28 protein-coding genes are annotated in these 25,866 nt (G+C 71.7%); 21 read left to right on the top strand and 7 right to left on the bottom strand.

All coding sequences use genetic code 11. The features are described from left to right. The first annotated feature begins 49 nt into the window (after positions 1–49). Positions 50–832: a PadR family transcriptional regulator gene (locus tag ACFWTE_RS18250; RefSeq protein WP_378780687.1), complete on the top strand. Its 783-nt coding sequence runs from the start codon at positions 50–52 to the stop codon at positions 830–832. A gap of 90 nt (positions 833–922) precedes the next feature. On the opposite strand, the gene ACFWTE_RS18245 is transcribed toward ACFWTE_RS18250, so the two are convergent. Together ACFWTE_RS18245 and ACFWTE_RS18240 are read right to left on the bottom strand one after the other, a co-directional pair. Beyond that, complete coding sequence (locus ACFWTE_RS18245) at positions 923–1,456, bottom strand: DinB family protein (RefSeq protein ID WP_378780686.1); 534 nt, start codon at positions 1,454–1,456, stop codon at positions 923–925. A gap of 138 nt (positions 1,457–1,594) precedes the next feature. Continuing rightward, positions 1,595–2,125, bottom strand: coding sequence for a DinB family protein (locus ACFWTE_RS18240; RefSeq protein WP_378780685.1), 531 nt, complete (start codon positions 2,123–2,125; stop codon positions 1,595–1,597). A gap of 83 nt (positions 2,126–2,208) precedes the next feature. Between ACFWTE_RS18240 and ACFWTE_RS18235 the strand changes: the two genes are divergently transcribed. Beyond that, the gene (locus tag ACFWTE_RS18235) at positions 2,209–2,898 is read left to right on the top strand and encodes a hypothetical protein (RefSeq protein ID WP_378780683.1); all 690 of its coding nucleotides are present in this window, start codon (positions 2,209–2,211) and stop codon (positions 2,896–2,898) included. A gap of 21 nt (positions 2,899–2,919) precedes the next feature. On the opposite strand, the gene ACFWTE_RS18230 is transcribed toward ACFWTE_RS18235, so the two are convergent. The 4 genes from ACFWTE_RS18230 to ACFWTE_RS18215 form a co-directional block, all read right to left on the bottom strand. After that, positions 2,920–4,782: an AMP-dependent synthetase/ligase gene (locus ACFWTE_RS18230; protein WP_378780682.1), complete on the bottom strand. Its 1,863-nt coding sequence runs from the start codon at positions 4,780–4,782 to the stop codon at positions 2,920–2,922. Positions 4,783–4,909: 127 nt separating this feature from the next. After that, positions 4,910–5,368 carry a Cys-tRNA(Pro) deacylase gene (gene ybaK, locus ACFWTE_RS18225; RefSeq protein WP_378780709.1) on the bottom strand — a complete coding sequence of 153 codons (459 nt, stop codon included), beginning with the start codon at positions 5,366–5,368 and terminating at the stop codon, positions 4,910–4,912. Between the two features lie 151 nt (positions 5,369–5,519). After that, the gene (locus ACFWTE_RS18220; RefSeq protein ID WP_378780681.1) at positions 5,520–6,296 is read right to left on the bottom strand and encodes an LON peptidase substrate-binding domain-containing protein; all 777 of its coding nucleotides are present in this window, start codon (positions 6,294–6,296) and stop codon (positions 5,520–5,522) included. Between the two features lie 178 nt (positions 6,297–6,474). Beyond that, positions 6,475–7,035, bottom strand: a complete 561-nt coding sequence (locus ACFWTE_RS18215; protein ID WP_378780680.1) for a ferritin — start codon at positions 7,033–7,035, stop codon at positions 6,475–6,477. A gap of 247 nt (positions 7,036–7,282) precedes the next feature. Here ACFWTE_RS18215 and hisD point away from each other — a divergent pair, with 247 nt between their 5' ends. From hisD to ACFWTE_RS18165, 10 genes are all read left to right on the top strand, one after another. Further along, positions 7,283–8,584, top strand: coding sequence for a histidinol dehydrogenase (gene hisD / locus ACFWTE_RS18210; RefSeq protein WP_378780679.1), 1,302 nt, complete (start codon positions 7,283–7,285; stop codon positions 8,582–8,584). Between the two features lie 98 nt (positions 8,585–8,682). After that, positions 8,683–9,780: a histidinol-phosphate transaminase gene (locus tag ACFWTE_RS18205; protein WP_378780678.1), complete on the top strand. Its 1,098-nt coding sequence runs from the start codon at positions 8,683–8,685 to the stop codon at positions 9,778–9,780. A gap of 85 nt (positions 9,781–9,865) precedes the next feature. Continuing rightward, complete coding sequence (gene hisB / locus ACFWTE_RS18200) at positions 9,866–10,459, top strand: imidazoleglycerol-phosphate dehydratase HisB (protein ID WP_378780677.1); 594 nt, start codon at positions 9,866–9,868, stop codon at positions 10,457–10,459. Continuing rightward, positions 10,460–10,621, top strand: coding sequence for a hypothetical protein (locus tag ACFWTE_RS18195; protein WP_378780676.1), 162 nt, complete (start codon positions 10,460–10,462; stop codon positions 10,619–10,621). It begins immediately after the preceding gene. 16 nt (positions 10,622–10,637) lie between these two features. After that, positions 10,638–11,291, top strand: coding sequence for an imidazole glycerol phosphate synthase subunit HisH (gene hisH / locus ACFWTE_RS18190; protein ID WP_378780674.1), 654 nt, complete (start codon positions 10,638–10,640; stop codon positions 11,289–11,291). A gap of 33 nt (positions 11,292–11,324) precedes the next feature. Continuing rightward, on the top strand, positions 11,325–12,092 hold the full coding sequence (priA, locus tag ACFWTE_RS18185) for a bifunctional 1-(5-phosphoribosyl)-5-((5-phosphoribosylamino)methylideneamino)imidazole-4-carboxamide isomerase/phosphoribosylanthranilate isomerase PriA (RefSeq protein WP_378780673.1): 768 nt from the start codon (positions 11,325–11,327) through the stop codon (positions 12,090–12,092). Beyond that, on the top strand, positions 12,089–12,862 hold the full coding sequence (gene hisF, locus ACFWTE_RS18180; protein ID WP_378780672.1) for an imidazole glycerol phosphate synthase subunit HisF: 774 nt from the start codon (positions 12,089–12,091) through the stop codon (positions 12,860–12,862). The genes priA and hisF overlap by 4 nt, the downstream gene beginning before the upstream one ends. A 344-nt stretch (positions 12,863–13,206) precedes the next feature. Further along, positions 13,207–13,794, top strand: a complete 588-nt coding sequence (locus ACFWTE_RS18175) for a peptidoglycan-binding protein (RefSeq protein ID WP_378780671.1) — start codon at positions 13,207–13,209, stop codon at positions 13,792–13,794. A gap of 287 nt (positions 13,795–14,081) precedes the next feature. Further along, on the top strand, positions 14,082–16,103 hold the full coding sequence (locus ACFWTE_RS18170; RefSeq protein WP_378780669.1) for an ABC transporter ATP-binding protein: 2,022 nt from the start codon (positions 14,082–14,084) through the stop codon (positions 16,101–16,103). Further along, positions 16,100–17,953 carry an ABC transporter ATP-binding protein gene (locus ACFWTE_RS18165; RefSeq protein WP_378780668.1) on the top strand — a complete coding sequence of 618 codons (1,854 nt, stop codon included), beginning with the start codon at positions 16,100–16,102 and terminating at the stop codon, positions 17,951–17,953. The genes ACFWTE_RS18170 and ACFWTE_RS18165 overlap by 4 nt, the downstream gene beginning before the upstream one ends. 15 nt (positions 17,954–17,968) lie before the next feature. Here ACFWTE_RS18165 and ACFWTE_RS18160 read toward each other — a convergent pair whose 3' ends face one another. Further along, positions 17,969–18,970: a sugar isomerase gene (locus ACFWTE_RS18160; protein WP_378780667.1), complete on the bottom strand. Its 1,002-nt coding sequence runs from the start codon at positions 18,968–18,970 to the stop codon at positions 17,969–17,971. 191 nt (positions 18,971–19,161) lie between these two features. Between ACFWTE_RS18160 and hisI the strand changes: the two genes are divergently transcribed. From hisI to trpA, 9 genes are all read left to right on the top strand, one after another. Continuing rightward, positions 19,162–19,506: a phosphoribosyl-AMP cyclohydrolase gene (gene hisI, locus ACFWTE_RS18155; RefSeq protein ID WP_378780666.1), complete on the top strand. Its 345-nt coding sequence runs from the start codon at positions 19,162–19,164 to the stop codon at positions 19,504–19,506. Beyond that, entirely contained in the window at positions 19,503–20,210 is a 708-nt protein-coding gene (locus tag ACFWTE_RS18150; RefSeq protein WP_378780665.1) for a Trp biosynthesis-associated membrane protein, read from the top strand. Before hisI ends, ACFWTE_RS18150 begins: the two co-directional genes overlap by 4 nt. Continuing rightward, a complete protein-coding gene (locus ACFWTE_RS18145; RefSeq protein WP_378780664.1) occupies positions 20,210–20,491 on the top strand; it encodes an HGxxPAAW family protein in 282 nt (93 codons plus the stop codon). Before ACFWTE_RS18150 ends, ACFWTE_RS18145 begins: the two co-directional genes overlap by 1 nt. A 258-nt stretch (positions 20,492–20,749) precedes the next feature. Further along, the gene (locus ACFWTE_RS18140) at positions 20,750–21,130 is read left to right on the top strand and encodes a CD225/dispanin family protein (protein WP_378780662.1); all 381 of its coding nucleotides are present in this window, start codon (positions 20,750–20,752) and stop codon (positions 21,128–21,130) included. A 96-nt stretch (positions 21,131–21,226) separates the two neighbouring features. Continuing rightward, on the top strand, positions 21,227–21,733 hold the full coding sequence (locus tag ACFWTE_RS18135) for a DUF2752 domain-containing protein (protein WP_378780661.1): 507 nt from the start codon (positions 21,227–21,229) through the stop codon (positions 21,731–21,733). A 98-nt stretch (positions 21,734–21,831) separates the two neighbouring features. After that, on the top strand, positions 21,832–22,224 hold the full coding sequence (locus tag ACFWTE_RS18130; protein ID WP_378780659.1) for a CD225/dispanin family protein: 393 nt from the start codon (positions 21,832–21,834) through the stop codon (positions 22,222–22,224). 256 nt (positions 22,225–22,480) lie between these two features. Next, on the top strand, positions 22,481–23,287 hold the full coding sequence (gene trpC / locus ACFWTE_RS18125) for an indole-3-glycerol phosphate synthase TrpC (protein ID WP_378780658.1): 807 nt from the start codon (positions 22,481–22,483) through the stop codon (positions 23,285–23,287). A gap of 377 nt (positions 23,288–23,664) precedes the next feature. After that, complete coding sequence (gene trpB, locus ACFWTE_RS18120; protein WP_378780657.1) at positions 23,665–24,882, top strand: tryptophan synthase subunit beta; 1,218 nt, start codon at positions 23,665–23,667, stop codon at positions 24,880–24,882. Further along, entirely contained in the window at positions 24,882–25,694 is an 813-nt protein-coding gene (gene trpA, locus ACFWTE_RS18115; protein WP_378780656.1) for a tryptophan synthase subunit alpha, read from the top strand. The genes trpB and trpA overlap by 1 nt, the downstream gene beginning before the upstream one ends. The last annotated feature ends 172 nt before the right edge of the window (positions 25,695–25,866 follow it).

The raw sequence follows: 25,866 nt of genomic DNA, 5'->3' as shown, positions 1-25,866 counted from the left end.
AACAGAGCAAGTCATGACAGTCGCTCTGTATCGACAGAAGGAGAGCATCATGAGTGCCATGGCACTTCCCGGCCCCTGGTCCTGGAACGCGCGCGGCCCCTGGGGCCGTCCAGCCGAGGAACACCACGGTCCCCACCTGCACGGACACGGACACGACCACGACCACGGCCGGTCCCGGTTCGCGCCGCCGCCACCGCCACCGCCCCCGCCCGGCATGCCGCCGGGGGGCGGACCCTGGGGAGGGGGAGGCCCCTTCGGTCCAGGAGGCCCCTTCGGCGGCTTCGGACCCGGTCCCGGCGGCGGCCACGGGGGCGGGCGCCCCAGGGGCGGGCACCGGGCCAAACGCGGTGACGTCCGTACGGGCATCCTGCTGCTCATCGCCGAGGAGTCGCGCAGCGGCTACGAGATCATCCGGGAGGGTCGCGACCGCAGCGGCGGCATGTGGCGGCCCAGCCCCGGCTCCGTCTACCCGATGCTCCAGCAGTTGGAGGACGAGGGCCTCGTCACCCAGGAGGAGGGCGAGGGGCGCCGCCGCCCCTACAAGCTCACCGAGGAGGGCATCGCCTACCTGGAGGAGCACGGCGCCGGCCTCACACCGCCATGGGAGGCGGTCGCCGACGCCTACGCCGACAGCCGGTCCCGCTACGAGGAGGTCAGCGGCCTGGCGTACCAGCTCGCCGCGGCTGCCGCCCAGGTCGCCCAGGCCGGTTCCGCCGACCAGCTGGACCGCGCCAAACGGCTCCTCGCCGAGACCAGGCGCAGCCTGTACCTGATCCTGGCCGAGGAGGACGCCGCTTCCGAGCCGGAGTCCGAGGACGGCACCGGGGTCTGAGACCGGGAACGCAGGAGGGGCCCGTGAACACGACCCGGGTTTCAGCGGTCGTCACGGGCCCCTCCGCCGTCCGGGCTCCCGGCCCCGGTCCTACTCGCCGGTCGCCCCGTCGGCGAGTTCGCGCAGGAGGTCCAGGTGTCCGTTGTGCCGTGCGGTCTCCTCGATCATGTGCACCAGCACCCAGCGCAGGGTGGTGGGCTCCTCGCCCCTGCGGGCGGTGACCGCCACGGAGTCCAGGTCGAGCCGGTCGGTGATCTCACGCGAGCGCGCGCACTGCTCCTCGTACTCGTCGAGCAGTCGGCGCAGGGGGACCTCGCCGCCGCGCCGCCACTCCGCGTCGGGGTCCTCAGGGGTCGCGTGGCCCTTCTCCGGCAGCCCCATCAGGAGCTTCTCGAACCAGGCGTGCTCCACCCACCGCAGGTGGGACACGACGGCGCCGACACTCATCAGGGGTGACGTCGGCAGCGGCGTCGCGGTGGCGAGCTCGGGGGACAGGCCCACGCACTTGGCGTGGACCGTGGCGCGGTGCCACTCCAGCCACGTCGTGAGCATGGTGAGCTCGTCGGCGGCCATGGGCGGGTCGACACGGCCGGGGGCGCTCAGGAGGGTGCTCTCGTCAGTCATTCCCGTATTGTCCAGTCGGAGCCACACCCGCGCCAGCGCATTTCCGGGCTTTTTCCGCGCCCGCGCGGGCCCGCCGGAGACGACGAAGGCGCCCGTGGGAGGCCGTGCCCCAGGCGCCTGCCCGTGCTCCCTCCGGCCCTACTGGCCGGTCGCCCCGTCGGCGAGTTCGCGCAGGAGGTCCAGGTGTCCGTTGTGCCGTGCGGTCTCCTCGATCATGTGCAGCAGAACCCACCGAAGGGTCGGCTGCGGCCGTGAGCGGCGCGCCGACGCGCCCAGCTCCAACCGGGCGGTGATCTCGCGCGAGCGCGCGCACTGGGCGGCGTACTCCTTGAGCAGCCGGGTCAGCGGCAGTGCGGCGCCGATCCGGAACTCGGCGTCCGGGTCCTTCTGCGAATAGGGCGCGAGGTCGGGCTGGTTGAGCATGACCACCTCGAACCAGAACGCCTCCACCCACCGCAGATGGGACACGAGCCCGCCCACGGTCATCAGCGGGGAGGCCGGGAGGGGCGCCGCACCGGACAGGTCCGAGGCCAGCCCGGCGCACTTGAGATGGACGGTGGCGCGCTGGCGGTCCAGATAACTGGTGAGCATGGTGCGCTCGTCGGCTGCCGTGGGCGGTTCGACACGCTGGAGCACAGGTGAGGTCAGAGGGCTGTTCTTGTCGCTCATGCCGGTATTCTCCGTTCCGGCTATGCCCCGTATCCACTGGTTTTCCGGGGTGGGACCAGGGCGGGGCGAGGAGAGTTGGGGAGATGACGGAGCAGAACCGCGCGGGCAGGTCGGCGCCGGCACGACAGCTGGCCGTGGGGGCGTGCGTCCTCGGGGCCCTGGTTCTGTTGGGTGCGCTGCTGGGCCTGGTGTGGTGGCAGCTCGCGCCCCGGGCGGAGGGCACCGCACTGGGTGACGGGCAGGTCTTCACCGGCACCACCGAGGACGTGTTCGCCGGTGAGGGCTACTTCGTCGTCATGACGGCGCTCGCCGGCCTGGCCGCCGGCTACGCGGCCTACATGGTCCAGTTTTCGCTGGCCCGGCGCCGTCTCCAGGACCTGCGCCTGGTCGTGCTGGTCACGGGGTTCCTGGGGTCGGTCGCGGGTGCCCTCCTCACCTGGCGCGTCGGGGTGGCGCTGGACGGGGGTGCGCACGCCGCCGTCGCCGCGGCCGAGCCCGGCGCGGCGGTCGTGACCGGGCTCCACCTGGACGCGATCGCGTTCCTGGTGGCCTGGCCGTTCGTGTTCGTGCTCCAGTACGGCCTGCTCGACGCCGTCAGCCTCGTGCGCCGCGACCTGCCCGGGGTCCCCCCGCGCACCCCCGAGCCGGAGGCGGACGAGGGTTCCGCGGAGCGGGCGCCGGAGGACGGCGCTGAGCCGTCGGCGCGGCCCGCCCCCGGCGCACCGGTCGCGGTCGAGCACGACCGGTCCGGCCCGGAGGGGTCCGAACACTGACCGTCCGGCCGTACGGACCGCTCAGAGCGTGTGGACCGAGTCCTCGTACATGGCGTCGAGGAGCTTCCGGTACTTGTTCTCGATCGCCCGCCGCCTCATCTTCAGGCTGGGCGTGATCTCGCCCTCCTCCACGGTCAGGTCGTGGGGCAGGATGGTGAACTTTTTGACGGTCTCGTGCCGGGGCAGGCCCCTGTTGAGCTCGTCGACGGCCTCCTGCACCATCTGCCGGACCTTCGGATCCCTGGTCAGGCCCGCGTATGTGAGCCCGGCCAGCCCGTTCTCGGCGGCCCAGACGTCGATCGCCTCGGGGTCCAGGGCCACCAGCGCCGTGCAGTAGGGGCGCCGGTCGCCGTGCACGACCAGGTTGCTCACGTAGGGACACAGGGCCTTGAACCGGCTCTCGATGCCCTGTGGCGCCACGTACTTGCCGCCGGAGGTCTTGATGAGCTCCTTCTTGCGGTCGGTGATCCGCAGGCGGCCGTCCTCCAGGGCGCCGATGTCGCCGGTGGCGAACCAGCCGTCCGGGCTGAGCGCCTCCTCGGTGGCGCCGGACAGGTTGTGGTAACCGCGCATCACGCACCCGCCCCGGATGAGGATCTCCCCGTCCTCGGCGATCTTGACCTCCGTGCCGGGCATGGGGAGCCCCACCGTGCCGAAGCGGACCGAGCCGGGCCGGTTGAGGAACGTCCCGGCGCTGGTCTCGGTGAGACCGTAGCCCTCCAGGATGATGATCCCGGCACCGTAGAAGAACCGGCCGATGTCGGGGGAGAGCGGGGCGCTGCCGGAGACGAAGAACTTCAGGCGCTCGCCGAAGCGCGCCCGCAGCTTGGCGAACACGAGCCGGTCGGCGACCTGGTGCTGGACGGCCAGCAGACCGGTGGGCGTGCGGCCCTCCTCCTTCATCCGGGCGACGCGGTCGCCCACCCCCACGGCCCAGCGGAAGATCCGGTACTTGGCCGCGCCGCCCTCCTTGGCCTGCATGACGACCCGGTTGTACACCTTCTCGAAGATGCGCGGCGCGGCGGCCATGAAGGTGGGCTGTACCAGGGCCAGGTTGTCCACGATCTTGTCGACCCGACCGTCCACGGCCGTCCTGAAACCGATCCGCAACTGGCTGACCTGCATGAGTTTGCCGAAGACGTGGGACAGGGGCAGCCACAGGTACTGGACGTCGTCGGCGGTGAGCATCTCCCAGCCCTGGGCGCGCATCTCCTCGTCCAGGTCCTGGATGGCCTGGGCCTCGTACAGCCAGTTGGAGTGGTCCAGACGCACACCCTTGGGCCTTCCGGTGCTACCGGAGGTGTAGATGAGGGTGGCCAGGTGCTCGGGTCGGACGGATCCGACGAGCTCGTCGAACAGGCCGGGTCTCTCGGCGTGGAGCCGGGCGCCCCGGGCGGCCAGTTCGGACAGGGTGATGACCCAGTCGCCGTCTCCCTCGCCGTCGAAGACGACGACCTTGGACACCCCGGGCACCTGCGCCCGCTGGTCGACGAGCTTGGCGACCTGGGCGGAGTCCTCGGCGAAGACCACCATGCTGCCGGAGTCGGAGACGATGTAGGCGCAGTCGGGCGGGGTGCTGGAGGGGTAGACGGTCGTCGAGGCGCCGCCGGCGCACAGGATGGCCAGGTCGGCGAGGATCCACTCGATCCGGGTGCTGGAGGCGATCGCGCACCGGGCCTGGGAGGTCACTCCCAGGGAGTGCAGGCCCAGGGCGAGGTCGCGTACGCGGTCGAGGGTCTGGGACCAGGTGAGGGTCTCCCACCTCTCCGGGGCGCCGCTCGGGTCCGGGACGGGGTAGCTGAACGCCTCGGCGTCGCCTGACGCGGCGACGCGGGAGGCGAACATACCGGGAACAGAGGCAAAGGGGGATGAAATGTCGCGCATGTCACAAAGCTACCCCGGGTAGGTGGACCGGCGACAGCCCGGCGAGGACCCCCCGATCCAGTGCCTCCCTGTCCCCGCGCGGCCCGGGCATCCGTCCCGGCCGCGGCACCCGGGCCCCGGACCGGGGTCAGCCGACGCCGATCGGGGCGGTGACCGCCTCGGTGAGCGAGATCAGGTCGCTCGGCCTCAGCTCCATCTGCAGCCCGCGCCGCCCCGCCGAGACGTAGACGCGGGGCAGGTCCCTCACCGAGGAGTCGATGACCGTCCGCAGGCGCTTGCGCTGGCCGAGCGGGCTGATCCCGCCGCGGACGTAGCCGGTGATCCTCTCCGCCCGTGCGGGGTCGGCCATGGCGGCCCTCTTGCCGCCGACCGCCGCGGCGAGCGCCTTGAGGTCGAGCGAGGCGCTCACCGGAACGACCCCGACCGTGAAAACCCCGTCCACCTCGGCGATCAGAGTCTTGAAGACGTGCTCGTGCGGGACCCCGATCGCGTCGGCGGCGTCGGCGCCGTAGGAGTGGCCCCCCGAACCGCCGTCCACCTCGTAGGGGTGCAGGGTGTACGCGGTCCCGGCCCGGCCGGCGGCCACGGTCGCGGGTGTGGCTCTTCCACTCATCGGCTTCCTGGTCTCTGTCCGTGCGCGAACTGTGTGCGAACGCGCGGATGCGTGTCCACGGTCCCCGCGACCCCGGAGCGGTGCTGCGGCGCCCGGGTGCGCGGACCTGAACCTTCGTCCCAAGTCAGTTGAACGAGACACCGTTGTTGAGGAAGGGGCCCGCCGGAAGGTTGGGCAGCGACGGGGCCGCCACGATGCGGTTCTCCCTGCGCAGGAACCTCGCCGCCACAGCCAGCCGTGTCGCGGCGTCCTCCGCCTCCAGCATCCGCTGCTTCTCGGCCTGGTCCAGCACGACCGAGGCGGCCACGGAGTAGGACAGGGCGATGGGGTCCTTGGGCAGCTCCGGCGCGGCGTCAGGAGACATCCCGATCGACGCCAACCGCTGGGAGTAGATCCCGAACAGGTCCCGTACGTGCTCGGCGTGCTCGTCGGCGTCCGGACCCAGGGGCTCGGGCAGGAACGCCACCGATGCGGTCGAGTACTCCTCGGGGGAGGAGGCGTCCACCTCCGACAGGTCGGTGACGGTGAACCGGGCGCCGCCCTCGACGACCAGGTCGTAGCGCCCGTCGTCGTAGGTGCGCACGTTGCGCAGCAGGGCGGTGCACCCTGTGGCCGCCACCCTGGGAAGCGAGGTTCCGGGGCCGCCGATGGTGGGCACCCCCGTATCCGCCCCGCCGGCGCCCTGACCCGACTCGGCGGCCACCTCGTGCCCCAGTTCGATCCACACCACACCGAACCGGCGCGGACCCCGGTCGCGTCCGGTCACCTCGCTCTGGGCCATGGTGGGGCCGAGCAGCTCCGACACCAGGGCCCGGTACCGCCGCTCGAAGACGTGCAGGGGAACGGTCATGCCGGGGAACAGCACGGTGTTCAACGGAAAGATCGGCAGGGCCACAGGCATGCTCCCAGTATGCCTGCCCTGCGCGGGGTACGGCGTCGGACAGGTCGGCGCGTCCGGGCAGGGGTGCGGCCCGAGGCCGGCGCTCCTTTCCCCCCTCAGGAAAGGGCGCCCGGGCCCCGGGCCGCGTGGGAGGGGGCCGCCCTGTGGGCGGCCGCCCGGTCCATGGGTCGCGGTGCGCTCAGGAAACCGAGGGACCGGCGGTGCCGGGAGCGCCCTGACTGCCGTTGTCCTCGCTGGGCATGTCGCGGGCGACGAAGGCCTCCACGTCGAACAGGTTTCCCTCGGCGCGGTCCACCACGTTGAGGAGGGTCGACATCTTGGCGACCTCCTCGGTCTGCTCCTGGATGAACCACTGGAGGAACTGCTCGCCGGTGTAGTCGTCCTCGTCACGGGCGACCTTGGCCAGGCGCTGGAACTGGTCGGTCACCGCGCGCTCCTGGCGCAGGGCCAGGGCCACCAGGTCGCGGGGCGCGGAGAAATCGGTCTCGATCTCGTCCACGGCGGGGATGGCGAAGTGGATGTCGGTGTCGAGAAGGAACCGCACGATCATCATCGCGTGGTCCCTCTCCTCCAGGGACTGCTCGTAGAAGACCCGGGCGAGCTGGGGCAGGTCCTGGTCGTCGAACCAGGCGGCGATGGCCACGTACTGGTGCGAGGCCGTGAACTCGTGCCGCACCTGGTCGACCAGGAGTCTGTGGAACTTGGAAAGGTGGCTATCGCTGTCCTTGCTTGAACTCATGACCCCACGATAACTCATACAAAAGCGTTTCGCGAAACTCGCGAAAACACGTCTTCATTTGTTAGGCAAGCCTTTCGGAAGCTTAATTAGGTTAGGTGTCCCAAAGTTAGGCGAAGCTTATTCGGGACATTCCTGGCGGTGGTCCGCCCAGGTCCCCGCGTGCGTGCGCCCGCGGCGGCCGAGGTGTGGTGTCCATCATCCGGACACCGCCACCCACCGAATGGGCGAGGCCCCCTAGACTGGGATCGTGATCAGTCGAATCGACCTCCGAGGCACCCAAGGCGACCCGCGCGAAGCCCTTCCGCGCGCAGAACTGGACGTGGCGGCCGCCGCCGACCGCGTACGTCCCATCTGCGAGGACGTGCGCCATCGCGGGACCGAGGCGCTGATCGAGCTCACCGAACGCTTCGACGGCGTCCGGCTCACGGACATCCGCGTGCCCGCCGAGGTGGTCAAGGGCGCCCTGGCCGACCTCGACCCCGCCGTGCGCGCCGCACTGGAGGAGTCGATCCGCCGCGCGCGCAAGGTCCACCGCGACCAGCGCCGCACCGACCACACCACGCAGGTCGTCCCCGGCGGCACCGTCACCGAGAAGTGGATCCCGGTCGACCGGGTCGGCCTCTACGTGCCGGGCGGCCGTGCCGTCTACCCCTCCAGCGTCATCATGAACGTCGTCCCCGCCCAGGAGGCGGGGGTGCGCTCCCTGGCGGTCACCTCACCGCCGCAGAGCGACTTCGGCGGCCTGCCGCACCCGACCATCCTCGCCGCGTGTGCCCTGCTCGGCGTCGACGAGGTGTACGCGGTCGGCGGCGCCCAGGCCATCGCCATGTTCGCCTACGGCGCCGGCGAGTGCGAGCGCGCCGACATGGTCACCGGCCCGGGCAACATCTGGGTGGCGGCGGCCAAACGCCTCCTCAAGGGCGTCATCGGCATCGACGCCGAGGCCGGACCCACCGAGATCGCGATCCTGGCGGACGCCACCGCCAACGCCGACTACGTCGCCGCCGACCTCGTCAGCCAGGCCGAGCACGACGTCGTCGCCGCCTCCGTCCTGGTCACCCCGGACGAGGTGCTCGCCGACGCCGTCACCGGGCACCTGGAGCGGCGCGTCGCCGCCACCAAGCACAGCGACCGCGTCCGCGAGGCACTGTCCGGCCCGCAGTCCGGCATCGTTTTGGTGGACGACCTCGACCACGGGCTCGCGGTCGTGGACGCCTACGCAGCCGAACACCTGGAGATCATGACCGCGGACGCACCCGCGTGGGCCGCACGCGTGCGCAACGCGGGCGCGATCTTCGTCGGCGACTTCTCACCGGTCTCCCTCGGCGACTACGCCGCGGGGTCCAACCACGTGCTGCCCACCGGCGGTTGCGCCTGCCACTCCGGGGGCCTGAGCGTGCAGACGTTCCTGCGCGGGGTGCACATCGTGGACTACGACCGCGACGCGCTGGCCGACGTCGCCCATCACGTCATCACCCTGGCCAACGCCGAGGACCTGCCCGCGCACGGCGAGGCCGTCGCCGCGCGTACGGACCCGACGACGGCCTGAGCCCGACGGCCGACCACCCGGCGGGAATCCGGGCGCGGGGGACCGTGTGGCCTCACCAGCCACAGGAGTCCCGCACGCCCGCCCGCCCACAACCGACCATGAGCGTGGAACCCGTGAGCTTCACCCTGAACGACCTGCCACTCCGCGACGACCTGCGGGGCCGCTCGCCCTACGGCGCACCCCAACTGGACGTCCCGGTGGTGCTCAACACCAACGAGAACCCGCACGCGCCCTCACCGCGCCTGGCGCGGGCCCTGGCCGACGCGGTCGCCGCCACCGCCCTGGGCCTCAACCGCTACCCGGACCGGGACGCTGTCCGCCTGCGCGAGGGCCTGGCCGCCTACCTCGGCCACGGCCTGACCGGTGCCCACGTGTGGGCCGCCAACGGATCCAACGAGGTCCTCCAGCAGATCCTCCAGGCCTTCGGTGGCCCCGGCCGTGTCGCTTTGGGCTTCGAGCCGTCCTACTCGATGCACCCGATCATCTCCCGGGGCACCGGGACGGGATGGGTGTCCGTCCCCCGCGACGCCGACTTCCGGATCGACACCGACGCAGCCCTGGCCGCGATCGCCGAGCACCGGCCCAGCGTGGTGTTCCTCACCTCGCCCAACAACCCCACCGGCACCGCACTGGACATCGCCGACATCGAGCGGATCGCCGACGCGGCGCCCGGGGTCGTGGTCGTGGACGAGGCCTACGCCGAGTTCCGCCGCACGGGCACGCCCAGCGCCCTCACCCTGCTGGACGACCACCCCAGGCTGATCGTCTCGCGCACCATGTCCAAGGCGTTCGCCCTGGCCGGGGCCCGCGTCGGCTACCTGGCCGCTCACCCGGCCGTGGTCGACGCGCTCCAACTGGTCCGCCTGCCCTACCACCTGTCCGCCGTCACCCAGATGGTCGCGCTCACCGCACTCGACCACGCCGACGAACTCCTCGGGGCCGTCGACGACCTGCGCGCCGAACGCGACGCCCTGGTCGCCTGGCTGCGCGAGCACGGGTTCGCCGTGGCCGACTCCGACGCGAACTTCGTCCTGTTCGGTGAGTTCGAGGACCGCACCGAGGTGTGGCAGGCGATGCTCGACAGGCAGGTCCTCATCCGCGAGGTCGGCCCGCCGGGCTGGCTGCGCGTCACCGTCGGCACCCCGGAGGAGATGGCGGCCTTCCGGTCCGCGCTCCTCGGCTCGACCGGACGCTGACCGCGCCGCCGGATCCCGGCCGACCGGCCGGAACGGACACCGGACCCGCTCCACCACGCCCGCCAGAACCACCGAGGGAGTCACCATGAGCCGCACCGGGCGCGTCGAACGCGCAACCAAGGAAACCAAGGTCCTGGTCGAGATCGACCTGGACGGCACCGGCGTCGCCGACGTCTCCACCGGGGTCGGGTTCTTCGACCACATGCTCGACCAGCTCGCCAAGCACGGCCTGTTCGACCTGACCGTGCGCACCGAGGGCGACCTGCACATCGACTCGCACCACACCATGGAGGACACCGCCCTGGCCCTGGGCGCCGCCTTCCGCGAGGCCCTCGGTGACAAGGCCGGGATCCGCCGCTTCGCCGACGCCAAGGTGCCCCTCGACGAGGCCCTGGCCGAGGTGACCGTCGACGTCTCCGGCCGCCCCTACCTGGTCCACAGCGAACCCGAGGGCATGGCGCAGATCATCGGCCGCGACTACGACACCACCATGACCCGCCACATCCTGGAGTCCTTCGTCGCCCAGGCGCGGGTCGCCCTGCACGTGCGCGTCCCCTACGGGCGCAACGCCCACCACATCGTGGAGTGCCAGTTCAAGGCCCTGGCGCGCGCCCTGCGCTCCGCCACCGAGAAGGACCCGCGCGTCAGCGGCATCCCCTCGACCAAGGGCGCCCTGTAGATGGGCGCCGACCTGTGGGGGATCGCCCTCGTCGTGCTGGGCGGATTCCTCGCCGGGGGCGCCTACGCGATGTGGAAGGTCAACAGGATCGTCGCCGTCGCCCTCGCCGGCTGCACCGTGCTCGCCGTCGCCTCGGGTGCTCTGCGCCTGGGCTACCTGTAGAGGAAGGGCAGTTCCAATGCCGTCACGTGTGGTCGTCTTCGACTACGGATCCGGCAACCTGCGCTCCGCGCAGCGCGCCATGGAGCGCACCGGCGCCGACGTCACCGTCACCTCCGACCCGCATGCCGCCATGGAGGCGGACGGCCTCCTCGTCCCGGGCGTGGGCGCCTTCAGCGCCTGCATGTCCAGCCTCAGGGCGGCGGGCGGAGACCGGATCATCGGTCGGCGCGTGGCCGGGGGACGCCCCGTCCTGGGCATCTGCGTGGGCATGCAGGTCCTCTTCGACAAGGGCGTGGAGCGGGCCGACCCGCGGTCCGAGGACCAGGTCACCGACGGCTGCGGCGAGTGGCCCGGCACCGTGGACCGCCTGCGCGCACCCATCGTGCCCCACATGGGCTGGAACACCGTCCGGCCCCCCGAGGACACCCGCCTCTTCGCCGGTATCGACCCCGGGGAGCGCTTCTACTTCGTGCACTCCTACGCGGTGCGCGAGTGGGAGTTCTCCTCGCACAACGAGCGCATCCGCGAGCCCGGGGTCACCTGGGCCGAGCACGGCGAGCCGTTCGTGGCCGCCGTCGAGAACGGGCCGCTGTGCGCCACCCAGTTCCACCCGGAGAAGTCCGGCGACGCGGGCGCCCGCCTGCTCGCCAACTGGGTCGCCACCCTCTGACCGACGTTTTCCCACCGAGTACGAGAAGGTTTCATGACCGGCGAGCACACCCCGTCGTCCCCCGAACTCGAACTGCTTCCCGCCGTGGACGTGGCGGGCGGGCAGGCCGTCCAGCTCGTCCAGGGCAAGGCGGGTTCGGGCGGCCAGTACGGCGACCCCTTCGAGGCCGCCACGGCCTGGCAGAGCGCCGGGGCCGAGTGGATCCACCTGGTGGACCTGGACGCCGCGTTCGGGCGCGGCCACAACCGCGACCTGCTACGCGACATCGTGGGGCACCTGGACGTCAAGGTGGAGATGTCCGGCGGCATCCGCGACGACGAGTCGCTGGCCGCCGCCCTGTCCACCGGGTGCCGCCGGGTCAACATCGGCACCGCAGCCCTGGAGAACCCGGAGTGGTGCGCCAGGATCATCGCCGAGCACGGCGACCGGATCGCGATCGGCCTGGACGTGCGCGGCACGACCCTGGCCGCACGCGGCTGGACCCGGGACGGCGGTGACCTGTTCGCGACCCTGGACCGGCTGGAGTCGGAGGGCTGCGCCCGGTACGTCGTCACCGACGTCAACAAGGACGGCACCCTCAAGGGCCCGAACCTGGACCTGCTGCGCACCGTGTGCGAGCGCACCGACAAGCCGGTGGTCGCCAGCGGCGGCGTGTCCAGCCTGGACGACCTGCGGGCGATCGCCACCCTGGTCCCGCTGGGGGTGGAGGGCGCCATCATGGGCACCGCGCTGTACGAGGGGGCGTTCACCCTGGAGGACGCCCTGGCGGCGGTGCGCGACGTGAAGGACGTGGCCCGGTGAGCCTGGCCGTGCGCGTCATCCCCTGCCTGGACGTGGACGCCGGGCGGGTGGTCAAGGGCGTCAACTTCGAGAACCTGCGCGACGCGGGCGACCCGGTGGAGCTGGCGGGCACCTACGACGCCGCCGGCGCCGACGAGCTCACCTTCCTCGACGTCACCGCCTCCAGCGGGGACAGGGAGACCACCTACGACGTCGTCCGCCGCACCGCCGACCAGGTGTTCATCCCGCTGACCGTGGGCGGCGGGGTGCGTGCCACCGACGACGTCGACCGGCTGCTGCGGGCGGGCGCGGACAAGGTGGGGGTGAACACGGCCGCGATCGCCCGGCCCGAGCTCATCGAGGAGATCGCCGAGCGCTTCGGCCGCCAGGTCCTGGTGCTCTCCGCCGACGTGCGGCGGGTGCGCGAGGACGGACGGCCGACCCCCAGCGGGTTCGAGGTCACCACCCACGGGGGCCGCCGGGGGACCGGGATCGACGCCCTGGAGTGGTGCGAGCGCGCCGCCGAGCTGGGAGCGGGGGAGATCCTGCTCAACTCGATGGACGCCGACGGCACCAGGGCCGGGTTCGACCTGGAGCTGATCCGCGGGGTGCGGGCCCGGGTGCACGTTCCGCTGATCGCGTCCGGTGGCGCGGGAGCGGTCGAGCACTTCGCTCCGGCGGTGGAGGCGGGCGCGGACGCGGTGCTGGCCGCGACGGTCTTCCACTTCGGCGAGTTCACCGTCGCCGACGTCAAACGGAGCCTGCGAGAGGCGGGCCACGCGGTTCGCTGAGGAATTCCGGCAGCTAGGTCATATTTTTTGCGTCCTTGCCGGGCTTCGCGTCCACCAGGCTCCCTCTCGCTGCGCCTCTGCGCTCGTGAAGCACAACCAGGCTGAACATCGCGCATCCTCTTGCGGGAGATCGCCCGGCCGACCGCTCGCCGACCCGAAATCCTTCAAAAAACACTCTCTAGCAGGGCAAAAGGTCCCCGGGACGCACACGTCCCGGGGACCTTCGCATGTCCGCGTGACAACACGCAGTCGTTTCCGTGTTGCGTTGAGTCAACACGCCGATGGTTCGTGTGAGCATGGTCTCCGTAGTTCCCATTAACCACGGGGGAAGGACCTCTTTTCGCATGTTTCCGCACATCTTTGGTGCATTTGGTAGGCGTTTCGTCTCCCTGATCGCCGCCTCCGCGATCGCAGCCACCGCCGTCGTCGCCGCCGCTCCCACGGCCTCCGCGGACAACCTCAACCGCACCTCGGACCAGGTCATGGCCCAGATCGAGGCCGAGGCGTGGCCGTACTACGTCCGCGGTGACAGGTCGGTCGACATCATGGTCGCCCGCAAGCTGCTCGCCCACCACGGCTACAACTCCGACAGCACCACCTCGCGGTTCTTCAACCTCTCGCTCGAGAACACGGTCAAGAGGTACCAGAGGGCCAACCCGAACGACCTCCAGGTGACAGGAGCGCTCGACGACGAGACCTGGCTGCTGCTGCGCGAGCGCACCTTCGGCGAGTACGGCCCTGGCAGCCGCGGACTCGTGGTCCAGGCGATCCAGGTCCTCCTCAAGGAGAAGGGCATCGCCTCCGGACTCGCCGTCGACGGCCGGTACGGACCCGCCACGGAACGGGCGGTCCGCACCGCGCAGCGCCAGTTCGGAATCGGTGTCGACGGCATCACCGGACGCCTCACCTTCCGCGCGCTGGTCACCTACTAGCTCGCCGCCCAGTAGCACCCGGTGGTCGGAGAACGGCCGCTCCGACCGCCACCTCGCCCGGACCGCCCCTGTGGTCCGGGCGCCTCCGTGTCCCAGGCCCTTCCCCGCCACACGGAATAGCCTCGCCGCGAACCGCGCTGAAACAATCCGGTGGAACCTTGTCGGTGCCGCTGGATAGGTTGGCTCGACACACGCACCCACGCCCCCTTCGGCATGCCCGGGGGTCGTCGGCGCGTGCAGGGCCGGGCCGCGCCGACGGCACCGGCAGGCAGACGAACGGGGGGCGTATGGCGCAGGGCACCAGCACGAGGGATCCGGTAACCGAGGAGGGCTCCGCACCACCGGAACCCACCGGCCGCGCCAGACCCGGCGGTCACGCCGCGGACGCGGGCAGCGCCGGGGTCTTCGGCCGGGGCATGCGCGTCCTGTGGGTCGCCGCGCGCACCGAACCGTGGATCTTCCTCGCCGCCGTCGCCGGAGCCATGCTGCACGCGGCCGTCACCGTCGGATCGGCCTCCGTCCTCGGCTACCTCACCGACACCACCATCCTCCCCGCCTTCACCCAGGGCAGCACCACCGCGGCCGCCCTCACCACCGCCGCCGCACTGCTCCTCGCGGTCGGCCTCGGCAAGGCCACCGGCATCGCCCTGCGACGCATGCTCGCCGCGCTCATGCAGTTCCGCATGCAGGCCCGCTACCGCCGCGCCGTCGCCCGCAAATACCTCGAACTCCCGCTGTCCTGGCACCACCGCCACCCCACCGGACAGCTGCTCTCCAACGCCAACGCCGACGTCGAGGCCGCCTGGCAGCCGCTCGCCCCGTTGCCCATGGCCGTCGGCAGCGTCTTCATGCTCGTCATCGCCGCCGCCGCCATGCTCATCACCGACCCGGTACTCGCCCTGGTCGCCTTCGTCGTCTTCCCCGTCCTGGCCGCCGCCAACGTCATCTTCCAACGCCGGGTCTCACCCATGGCCTCCCGGGCCCAGGCCCTACGCGCCGAGGTCAGCGGCGTCGCCCACGAGTCCTTCGACGGTGCCCTCGTCATCAAGACCCTCGGCAGGGAGGACACCGAGACCGAGCGCTTCACCCGGTCCGCGCACAGCCTCCGCGACGCGCTCATCCAGGTCGGCAGGATGCGCTCCATGTTCGACCCGGTCATGGAGGCACTGCCCAACTTCGGCGTGCTCGCCGTCCTGCTCCTCGGCATGTGGCGGCTCTCCACCGGAGCCATCGAACCCGGCGACCTCGTCCAGATCGCCTTCCTCTTCACCCTGCTGGCCCTGCCCATCCGCTCCTTCGGGTGGATCCTCGGCGACCTGCCCCGCAGCGTCGTCGGCTGGGACCGCGTCCAGTCCGTCCTCGGCTCCGGCGGCACCATGGAACACGGCGAACAGACCCTGGAGGACAGCCCCCGCGGCATCGCCCTGAGCACCCGCGGCGTCACCTTCTCCTACGCGGACTCCTACGACGGCGCCGGAGGCGGCCGCGACCTGATGGACGACGAGACGTCCACCGCCCGCACCACCGTCCTCAACGGCGTGGACCTGGACATCGCCCCCGGGCGCACCGTCGCCCTCGTCGGCCCCACCGGGTCGGGCAAGTCCACACTCACCACCCTGCTCATGCGCCTGGTCGACCCCGACACGGGCCACGTCCACCTCGACGGCGTCGACATCCGCGACCTCGACCGCGACCAGATCCCCGGGCACGCCGCCCTCGTGCCCCAGGGCACCTTCGTGTTCGAGGACACCGTCCGCGACAACATCACCCTCGGCGCCGACCTCGGCGACGAACAGGTGTGGGCCGCCCTGCGCCTGGCCCGCGCCGACGGCTTCATCGGGGAACTCGACGGCGGACTCGACGCCCCACTCGGCGAGAAGGGCACCACCCTGTCCGGCGGCCAGCGCCAGCGCCTCGCCCTGGCCCGCGCCGTCGTCCGCCGCCCCCGGCTGCTGATCCTGGACGACGCCACCTCCGCCGTCGACCCGCAGATCGAGGCCCAGATCCTCGCCGGCCTGCGCGAACGCGACGACGCCGCCACCGTGGTCGTCGTCGCCTACCGGCGCGCCACCATCGAGCTCGCCGACGAGGTCGTCTACATGGAACGGGGCCGGATCCTGGCCCGCGGCACCCACGACGAACTCCTCAACACCTCGCCCGGCTACACCAGGCTGGTCACCGCCTACGAACGCGCCTCCGCCGAGAGCGAGGCCGAACGCGACCCCGTCCCCGAGGAACCCGGACCACTCGAACCCGCCCCGCGCACCACCGCGCACGGCGACCACGCCACCGAGGAGACGAGCCGATGAGCGCACCCGCCCGGACCCGCGCCGAGCAGCGTCCCGAACCGGACCAGGGGCGACAGGCCGACGGCGCCGCCGACCCGCTCCTCTCCCTGCACCGCCCCACCGACACCGCCATGGGCACGGTCCGGCGGGGCCTGAGACTCTCCCCGGAGTTCGCCAAGGGCCTCTGGCTGACCCTGGTGTTCGCCGTCGTCGCCACGGCGGGCAAGATCGTCGTCCCCGTCGCCGTCCAGCAGATCATCGACAACGGGCTGTCCGGGCCCGAAGGCCCCGACCTCGCCTTCGTCACCCGCATGGTGACCACCTGCGCCGGACTCCTCGTCCTCACCATGATCGCGTCGTACCTGATGAACGTGCGCCTGTACCGGGCCACCGAGTCCGGCCTGGCCACCCTGCGCCGCAAGGCGTTCCGGCACGTCCACGACCTGTCCGTACTCACCCAGAACAGCGAGCGCAAGGGCGCGCTGGTCTCCCGCGTCACCAGCGACGTCGACCAGATCAGCACCTTCATGCAGTTCGGCGGCCTGCTCCTGATCGTCAGCGCGGGACAGCTCATCGTCGCCACCACCCTCATGGCGGTCTACTCCTGGGAACTCACCCTCGTGGTGTGGGTCTGCGTCCTACCCCTGCTGTTCGGTGTACGACGACTCCAAAAGCACCTGTCCGGCGCGTACATGAAGGTCCGCGAGAACACCGGCGACATGCTCGGAGTCATCGGCGAGACCGTCATGGGCGCCGCCGTCATCCGCGCCCACGGCACCGAGAAGCGCACCGCGGACCGGATCGACACCACCGTCCTCAGGACCCGCCACTCCCAGGTCCGCGCCCAGCGGCTGGCCATGGCGGTCTCACCCTTCGCCGAGATCGTCTCCGCGATCGCCAACGCGGCCGTGGTCCTCGTCGGCGTCTGGCTCGGCCTGGGCGGCGACCTGACCGCAGGGCAGCTCATCGCCTTCCTGTTCCTGCTCACCCTGTTCATCCAGCCCATGATGATGGCGACCGAGATCTTCAACGAGGCACAGAACGCCATCGCGGGCTGGCGGCGGGTCCTGGGCGTCCTCGACACCGCCCCCGACATCGCCGACCCGGGGGAGGCCGGGAAGGTCCTGCCCCGCGGCCCCGTCCGGGTGACCTTCGACGACGTCACCTACTCCTACCCCGACGGCCCCGTCGTCCTGGACGACGTCGCCGTCGAGATCACCCCCGGCACCCGCGTCGCGGTCGTGGGGGAGACGGGCTCGGGCAAGACCACCTTCGTCAAGCTCCTCACCAGACTCATGGACCCGGTGCGGGGCACCGTGCGCCTGGACGGGGCCGACCTGCGCGAGGTGGCCTTCTCCTCCCTGCGCAGCCGCGTCGTCATGGTCCCGCAGGAGGGCTTCCTCTTCGACAGCTCCCTGGGCGACAACATCCGCTTCGCCCGTCCCGAGAGCACCGACACCGAACTGGTGAGGGCCATCACCGAACTCGGCCTCGCGGAGTGGCTGGACTCCCTCGCGCACGGGCTGGACACACCGGTCGGCCAGCGCGGCGAGTCCCTGTCGGCGGGGGAGCGACAACTCGTCGCCCTGGTACGCGCCTACGTCGCCGACCCCGACCTGCTCGTCCTCGACGAGGCCACCTCCGCCGTCGACCCCCACACCGAGGTCCGTATCCAGCGCGCCCTGGACCGGCTCACCCGGGGGCGCACCTCCGTGGCCATCGCGCACCGGCTGTCCACCGCCGAGGCCGCCGACCGGGTGCTGGTCTTCGACGGCGGACGCATCGTCCAGAGCGGATCGCACGACGAACTCGTCGCGCGGCCCGGCGTGTACGCCGACCTGTACGCCTCCTGGGTCAGCTCCTCGGCCTGACCGCACGGCGGCCCCTCAGCGGCGGGACGCCCTCCACCAGTGGGCGGCCAGCATCTCCGCCACCAGCGGCTCCACCAGAAGGCTCACGTCCGGGTCGGAGTCCCCCGGGTACCGCACGGTCAACTCCGCCCCCGGCACGCGCTCGTGACCGGGGGTGGGGCCCACGGCCACGAACGCACCCCGCAGGTGCCCCAAATGCTCGGCGAACCGCTCGTCGTAGACCGAACCCGCGAACAGCAGCGCCCGATAGTCCGTCACGGCCGCCAGATAGCGGTCGGTGTGCGACCACTCGCCGGTCTCGCACGCGTACGCCGCACGCACCGGGCCCTTGCGCAGGGCCTGGACACCCTGCGACGCCGACGCCATCCGCTCGTCCGGGGCCACCAGGTGCACACCGTGCGGCGACTCCAGGATCCGCGCCGCCTCGGGTACCCACTCCGGTGCGCTCGCCAGCAGCGACTCCGCGGCGTTGGCCGCCCTGCGCAGCATCCCCGGGAAGTTCTGGCTGCTCCCGGACACCGGGGCGCCCAGGCGGTGCCCCAGCAGCAGGAGCAGGGCCAGCGCGTGCTGGTAGGCACGGCACCCCAGCCCGCTCGCCTCCTCACCCGCGTGCAGCGGCACCAGCAGGTCGGCGTAGTGCCCGACCACCAGGTCCTGGGACGGGGCCAGCACGATCACCGGAGACCGCGCCACGTACCTGTCCAGCACCGCGTACAGCTCCCTCTGCCCCCCGCCCAGGGACACAGCCACCACCAGCGTCTCCGGCCCCGCCGGCGGCTGCTCCGCCGACGAGGAGCGGTCCGCGCTCGCCGCGATGCCCACGCGCCGCAGCCGGGCCGCCGCCACCTCGCACGCGTAACGGGCCGACCCCAGGCCCACGAAGCGCACGGCGGCGGGCTCGTCGTCCAGGAGGGCGGGCAGCGCGGCGTAGGGATCCCACCGCGGAAAGCGGGTGGCGAGCGAGGTCAGCGCTGCGGGCTTGCCGGCCAGATCGGCGGACAGGGACTCGGCGGTCACGGAACTCCCAAGGTGGAGACGGCGGACGGAAAGGGGCGGGGGAGCGGGCCGGTACAGGAGGCGGCCGACGGCGCCCGAACCGTGGAGGACGCACGAACTCTAACCTCCGCGGACGAATGCCCCGGGGCGTGTCCCGCACCGGGCACGGACCCGGTGCGGACCGCTGGACAGTCGGCCATAACCTGGGATACATGAGCGTCACCAGCCTCGATCCGGCCATCGCCGCCCGACTCAAGCGGACCGCCGACGGCCTCGTACCCGCCGTCGTCCAACAGCACGACACCGGGGAGGTGCTCATGCTCGCCTGGATGGACGACGAGGCGCTGCACCGCACCCTCACGACCGGTGCCGCCACCTACTGGTCGCGCAGCCGCAACGAGTACTGGGTCAAGGGAGCCACGTCGGGCCACACACAACGTGTGGTGTCGGTCGCAATGGACTGTGACGGGGACACCCTCCTGGTCCGCGTCGACCAGGAGGGCGCCGCCTGCCACACCGGCGACCGCACCTGCTTCGACGCCGGGAGACTGCTGTGAGTCCGTCCACGCCCTCCCCCCGCGTCCGACGCGAGTACGGCCTCGCCATGCTCGCCCTGGCCGTCGCCGCAGGACTGCTGCTGGCCGCGGCCGGACAGCAGTGGGTGACCGGCCGGATCACGGCACCCGGACCGGTCCCACCCGTCCCCGTCGCCCTCACCGGGGCCGACCTGACCGGCGCGCCCAGCGGCGTCGGATGGGCCGGGCTGGCCGGCATCGCCGGCCTGTACGCCACACGCGGCTGGGCGCGGCGGCTGGTCGGCGCACTGGTCGCCGCCGGCGGCGTCCTCGCCCTGAGCGCCGTGTGGGAGGCCACCAGGCCCGACACGCTCCTGGAGGCGGTGTCGGGGAGCGCCACCGAAACCGGGGGAGCCGCGCAGGTGGCCGGCGACCCCCACCTGGCCGCACTCGGCCCCGCCCTGGCGGCGGGGGGCGCCGCGCTCCTGGTCCTGTCCGGGCTCCTCGCGGCGGTACGAGCCCCTGCCTGGCCGGGCATGGGCACCCGGTACGATCGGGACGCCACACCGCGCGCGACCCGGGCCGAGACACCCTCCGACCTGTGGAAATCGCTGGATGCCGGTGACGACCCCACACTCGACGCACCCGGGGACCAGAGCTGGTCCACGAACCCCGACGACCCCGGGGACGCCGCCGAACCCGCCTCGCTGGCAGCACGGCCAGCCGAACCGAAGGAGAACCACTGATGGCCGACGAACACCACGACGACCACGGCAACACCGTTTCCGCCTGGTTCCTCACCATCTCCTGGATCGTGGCCTGGACCGTCGCGGCCGTCGCCATCATCCTCGGCGGCGGACTGGTGATGTGGACCCTCATCGGGCTCGGCCTCAGCGTCGTCCTCGCCGTGATCGCAGGCATCATGAAGAAGGTCGGGCTCGGCCGCAAGGAGCCCCGCCCCTTCCCGCAGTCCCGCGAGGAGTGGGAAGCCGCCCGGAAGGTCTCGGCCCCGGCTGGCAAGGCCTGACTTCTTTCTGTGAATCCGCAGCTCACAACGAGTGAGTAACGGAAAATGGACGAAGGTCCCGTGGGGCAGGTAGATTCACCACACCGGACCTGCCAAACGTGTCGTCGCTTGTCAGTGAATGTCTCACTGATCTGGGATCATTCGTTTCTGCCCGTGACGTATGCGTTCCGGTGCCCCGACCCTGCCCCATGTCGGACCGGTGTGTGCCCTGCACACCGTGCTACATCCCTTGACCTCTCCCTGAAAGTTGTGCCGACCATGAGTTACGGTCCCCCTCCCCCCGGCAACCCCGGCCCGCCCAACGGCGGCGGCTACGGCCCGCCCAACGGCGGCGGCTACGGCCCCCCCAGCGGCGGCTACGGCGCCCCCATGGGTGGCGGCACCCCGCCCGACAACGGCCTGACCTGGGCCATCGTGGCCATCTTCTGCTGCTGGCCCTTCGCCATCCCGGCGATCATCAATGCCACCAAGGTCAACGACCTGTGGAACCGCGGTGACCAGGCCGGCGCGATGGAGGCCCAGGCCCAGGCGAAGAAGTGGACGAAGATCGCCTTCATCCTCGGCAGCATCTCACTCGTGCTGAGCATCGGCTTCTCCATCCTGAACGGCATTCTCATCGCGTCGAGCTCGCCGTACTAAGTAGTCGGCACTCGCACACCAGGCACACGTCTGCCCCCGTACACCCTGCGTCTACGGGGGCAGAACCCTGTCCTCCCCGACACATAGGCTGGTCACGTGCATCCAAGCGAACCCCCTGAGAACTCCCGGACCGAGGCGCGGCCCACCCCCTCGTGGACCCAGCGCGTCGAACTCCGGCTCAGGGCGCTGCCCCCGGTCGTGTGGCCCGTCGGCCTGGGTGTTCTGGGTCTGGCCGGGGCCACCCTCCTCCACTTCGTGGACCCCAACGAGCCCGGCAACTACCCGACCTGCCCGTGGCTGTTGCTGACCGGCACGTTCTGCCCCGGGTGCGGCAGCATGCGCGCGATCGCGCTGACCACACACGGCGACATCCTCGGCGCGATCAGCATGAACCCCCTGCTGGTACTGCTGATCCCCTACATCGCGTGGACCTACACGGTGTGGCTCGTGAGAACGATCCGGCCACCGAGGAAACCGCCCAAGCTCACCCCGGGCTGGTTCCTGTGGCTGCTCCTCATCGCCATCACCTCGCACTGGATCCTGCGCAACCTGCCCTGGTTCTCGTTCCTCGCCCCCGGCACGCCCCTGTTCCCGGGCTGGTGACCAGAACCAGAACGGCATTCCCGCCGTCTGAGCGGATGAGCGCCACACCCCCCGTTCAAGACAATGCACCCCACCACGTCCTGGAAGGCTGGACCCCTATGAGCTATGGACCTCCCACCGGCGGCTACGGACCGCCCACCGGCGGCTACGGTCCCTCCGACGGCTACGGTCCGCCCTCCGGGTACGGCGGCCCGCCCGGATACGGCCCCCCCGGCTACGGAGGTCCGCCCCCGGAGGGGCCGCCCAAGAACTACCTCGTCCTCAACATCCTGGGCATCGTCAGCTGCTTCCCGGTCATCGGCATCATCGGTCTGATCTTCGCCATCATGGTCAACAGCCAGTGGTCGAGCGGTGATTACGCGAGCGCCGAGTCCTCCTCCAACATCGCCAAGATCATGGGCATCATCGGCGTGGTGCTCTTCGTGCCGGTGGTCCTCTACGTCCTCTTCATCATCCTCATGATCATCGTCGGTGTCGGCTCCAGCCTCTGAACGCCTCGAAAACGGGTCGTCCACGGGCCCCTGCCCGCCACCCTTCCGACAGTTCGGTGCGGAACGGGCCCGCCCCCGCCCGGCCCCCGGGAAACACCGGGGGGCCAGGTGGGGGGCGGCGGCCCCCCGACCCCCGAAGGTCGATACGATGACCAGCAACACGGTGCGACGGCGGCGCGCACGGGCACGCCGCGCGGGCGGCCCGCCCGCCGGAACCACCACCGTGACAGACCACTGCACGAGGGAGCGGTAACTGGTGAGCGTGCTCGACGAGATCCTCGACGGAGTACGCGCCGACCTGGCGGAGCGGCAGGAGGCGCTGCCCCTGGACCGCCTCAAGGCCCAGGCCGAGTCGGCGCCCACCCCGCAGGACGCCGAAGCCGCCCTGCGCCGACCCGGTGTCCACGTGATCGCCGAGGTCAAGCGGGCCAGCCCCTCCAAGGGGCCGCTCGCGACCATCACCGACCCCGCCGCCCTGGCACGCGACTACGAGGCCGGGGGCGCCACCCTCATCAGCGTCCTCACCGAGGAACGCCGCTTCAAGGGCAGCCTCGCCGACCTCCAGGCCGTCCACCAGGCCGTCGACACGCCGCTCCTGCGCAAGGACTTCGTGGTCAGCTCCTACCAGCTGTGGGAGGCCCGCGTCTTCGGCGCCTCCGCCGTGCTCCTCATCGTCGCGGCGCTGCCCCAGGAGGCCCTCGTCTCCCTGGTCGAGCGCGCCCGCTCCCTGGGGCTGATGCCCCTGGTCGAGGTCCACGACGAGGCCGAGGTGACCCGCGCCGTCGACGCCGGGGCCACCGTCATCGGCGTCAACGCACGCAACCTCAAGACCCTGGAGGTCGACCGGGACACCTTCGCCCGGATCGCCCCCGGCATCCCCTCCGACATCGTCAAGATCGCCGAGTCCGGAGTCCGGGGCCCGCACGACCTGCTGGCCTACGCCGGCGCCGGCGCCGGCGCGGTCCTCGTCGGAGAGAGCCTCGTCCGCGGTCGGAACCCGCGCGAGGCCGTCGCCGACCTGGTGACCGCAGGAGCACACCCCGCCCTGCGGGACCGGAACTAGGGGACGAACAGCGCGATGGGACAGACGACGGCACGGACGGTCGCGGTGATGGCACACCCCGGCCTCCGATGGCGATGGTGCCAGGGCGTGTTCTGTGGGTGCTGCTCGTCGTGAGCGGCGCACTCCAGCGGTGCTCGCGCAAGGCCGACGAGAACACCGCGAGAGTGCTGCTGGGGCGTCGCGCAGCAGTGTACGTACCCGCAGAGCACGCCCCGGGGAATCCGCAGGCGTAAGCCGCGGGTTCCCGACGCCGCGCTGACCCACCAGTCCGAACGCGCCGCCGGAGCCAGGCGGCGCGCCACCGGCCGACGCGCGGACCCCCGCGGCGTACGCCCGGGGGAAGAGCCGCCGTCGGCCCCTTCCCAGGAGAACGTCCCATGAGCCATGCTCAACCACTGCCCGACCACGACGGGCACTACGGCCGCTTCGGGGGCCGCTTCGCCCCCGAAGCGCTCATCGCCGCCCTCGACGAGGTCGAGGCCGAGTGGGAGAAGGCCAAGCACGACCCCGACTACCAGGCCGAGCTGGCCGCGCTGCTGAAGGACTACACGGGCCGCCCCAGCGCCCTGAGCGAGGCCCGCAACTTCTCCGAGTACTGCGGCGGCGCCCGCATCCTCCTCAAACGCGAGGACCTCAACCACACCGGCTCGCACAAGATCAACAACGTGCTCGGCCAGGCCCTGCTCACCAAGCGCATGGGCAAGACCCGCGTCATCGCCGAGACCGGTGCCGGACAGCACGGCGTGGCCACGGCCACCGCCTGCGCCCTCCTCGGCCTGGAGTGCGTCATCTACATGGGCGAGGAGGACACCCGCAGGCAGGCGCTCAACGTCGCCCGCATGCGCATGCTCGGCGCCGAGGTCGTCCCCGTCACCATCGGCAGCCGCACCCTCAAGGACGCCATCAACGAGGCGTTCCGCGACTGGGTCGCCAACGTCGACCGCACCCACTACCTGTTCGGCACCGTCGCCGGCCCGCACCCCTTCCCCAAGCTGGTGCGCGACCTGCACTTCGTCGTCGGCGAGGAAGCCCGCGCCCAGGTCCTGGAGAGGGTCGGACGGCTCCCCGACGCCGTCGCCGCCTGCGTGGGCGGTGGGTCCAACGCCATGGCGGTCTTCGCCGCGTTCATCCCCGACGAGAGCGTCGCCCTGTACGGCTTCGAGGCCGGGGGAGAGGGCGCCGACACCGCCCGCACCGCCGCCTCCATCACCGCCGGCAGCCCGGGGGTCTTCCACGGGGCCCGCACGTTCGTGCTCCAGGACGAGTTCGGGCAGACCCTGCCCAGCCACTCCATCTCGGCGGGGCTCGACTACCCGGCCGTGGGCCCCGAGCACGCCTACCTCGCCGACACCGGCCGCGCGAGCTACGAGCCGATCACCGACGCGGAGGCCATGGAGGCCTTCCGCCTGCTGTGCCGCACCGAGGGCATCATCCCGGCGATCGAGAGCGCGCACGCCCTGGCGGGCGCCCGCAAGCTCGGCGAGCGCCTGGGCGGGGACGCCGTCATCCTGGTGAACCTCTCCGGGCGCGGCGACAAGGACGTCGACACCGCGGCCGCGTACTTCGGCCTCGTGGACACGGAGGGACAGGCGTGATGACCGCGACGACACTGCAGACCAAGCTGGCCGAGGCCCGCGAGGCGGACCGGGCGGCCCTGATCGGCTACCTGCCCGCCGGATTCCCGGACGTGGACTCCTCCATCCGCGTGATCGAGGCCATGGTCGAGGGGGGGTGCGACGTCATCGAGGTCGGACTGCCCTACTCCGACCCGATGATGGACGGCCCCACCATCCAGAGGGCCGCGGACCGCGCGCTGGAGGCCGGCACCACCACCGACGACGTGTTCCGCGTCGTGGAGGCGACCGCCGCCACCGGCGCCGCCGCCGTGGTCATGTCGTACTGGAACCCGATCGAGCGGTACGGGGTGGAGCGCTTCGCCGCGAACCTCGCCAAGGCGGGCGGGGCCGGGGTGATCACCCCCGACCTCATCCCGGAGGAGGCGGGGGAGTGGATGGCCGCATCCCGGGAGTCCGGGCTGGACCGGATCTTCCTGGTCGCCCCGTCCTCCACCGACCGCCGGCTCGCCATGACCACCGACGCGTGCAGCGGGTTCGTGTACGCGGCCTCGCTGATGGGCGTCACCGGCACCCGCACCCAGGTCGCCGACACCGCCGAGACACTGGTACGGCGCACCCGCGAGGTGACCCGCGAGTCCCGGCTGCCGGTCTGCGTCGGCCTGGGGATCTCCACGGCCGCCCAGGCCGCCGAGGTCGCCGCCTACGCCGACGGCGTCATCGTCGGAGCGGGGTTCTGCCAGCGGATCCTGGACGCCCCGGACCTGGAGACCGGACTCACGGCGGTCCGCTCCTTCGCCGAGGAACTGGCGGCGGGCGTCCGCAGGAGGTAGGCACCAGGGGCGCGCACGCGCGGGACCTGCCGGGCACGGAGGCGCGGCGTCCGCCGGCCCCGGGGAGACTTTCGGCACTGGCGGTGGGGCCCCCCCCCGCGGGGGGGGGGCCCCCCCGGGAGCGCCGAGGGATAAAAAAGGGTTATTTAGGGGGGATATGGGGTGGGGGCCC

The organism is Nocardiopsis sp. NPDC058631 (assembly GCF_042716955.1).
Classification (GTDB): domain Bacteria; phylum Actinomycetota; class Actinomycetes; order Streptosporangiales; family Streptosporangiaceae; genus Nocardiopsis.
Note: the sequence above shows the minus strand (reverse complement) of the source record. Positions and strands in the feature narration are given on the sequence as shown.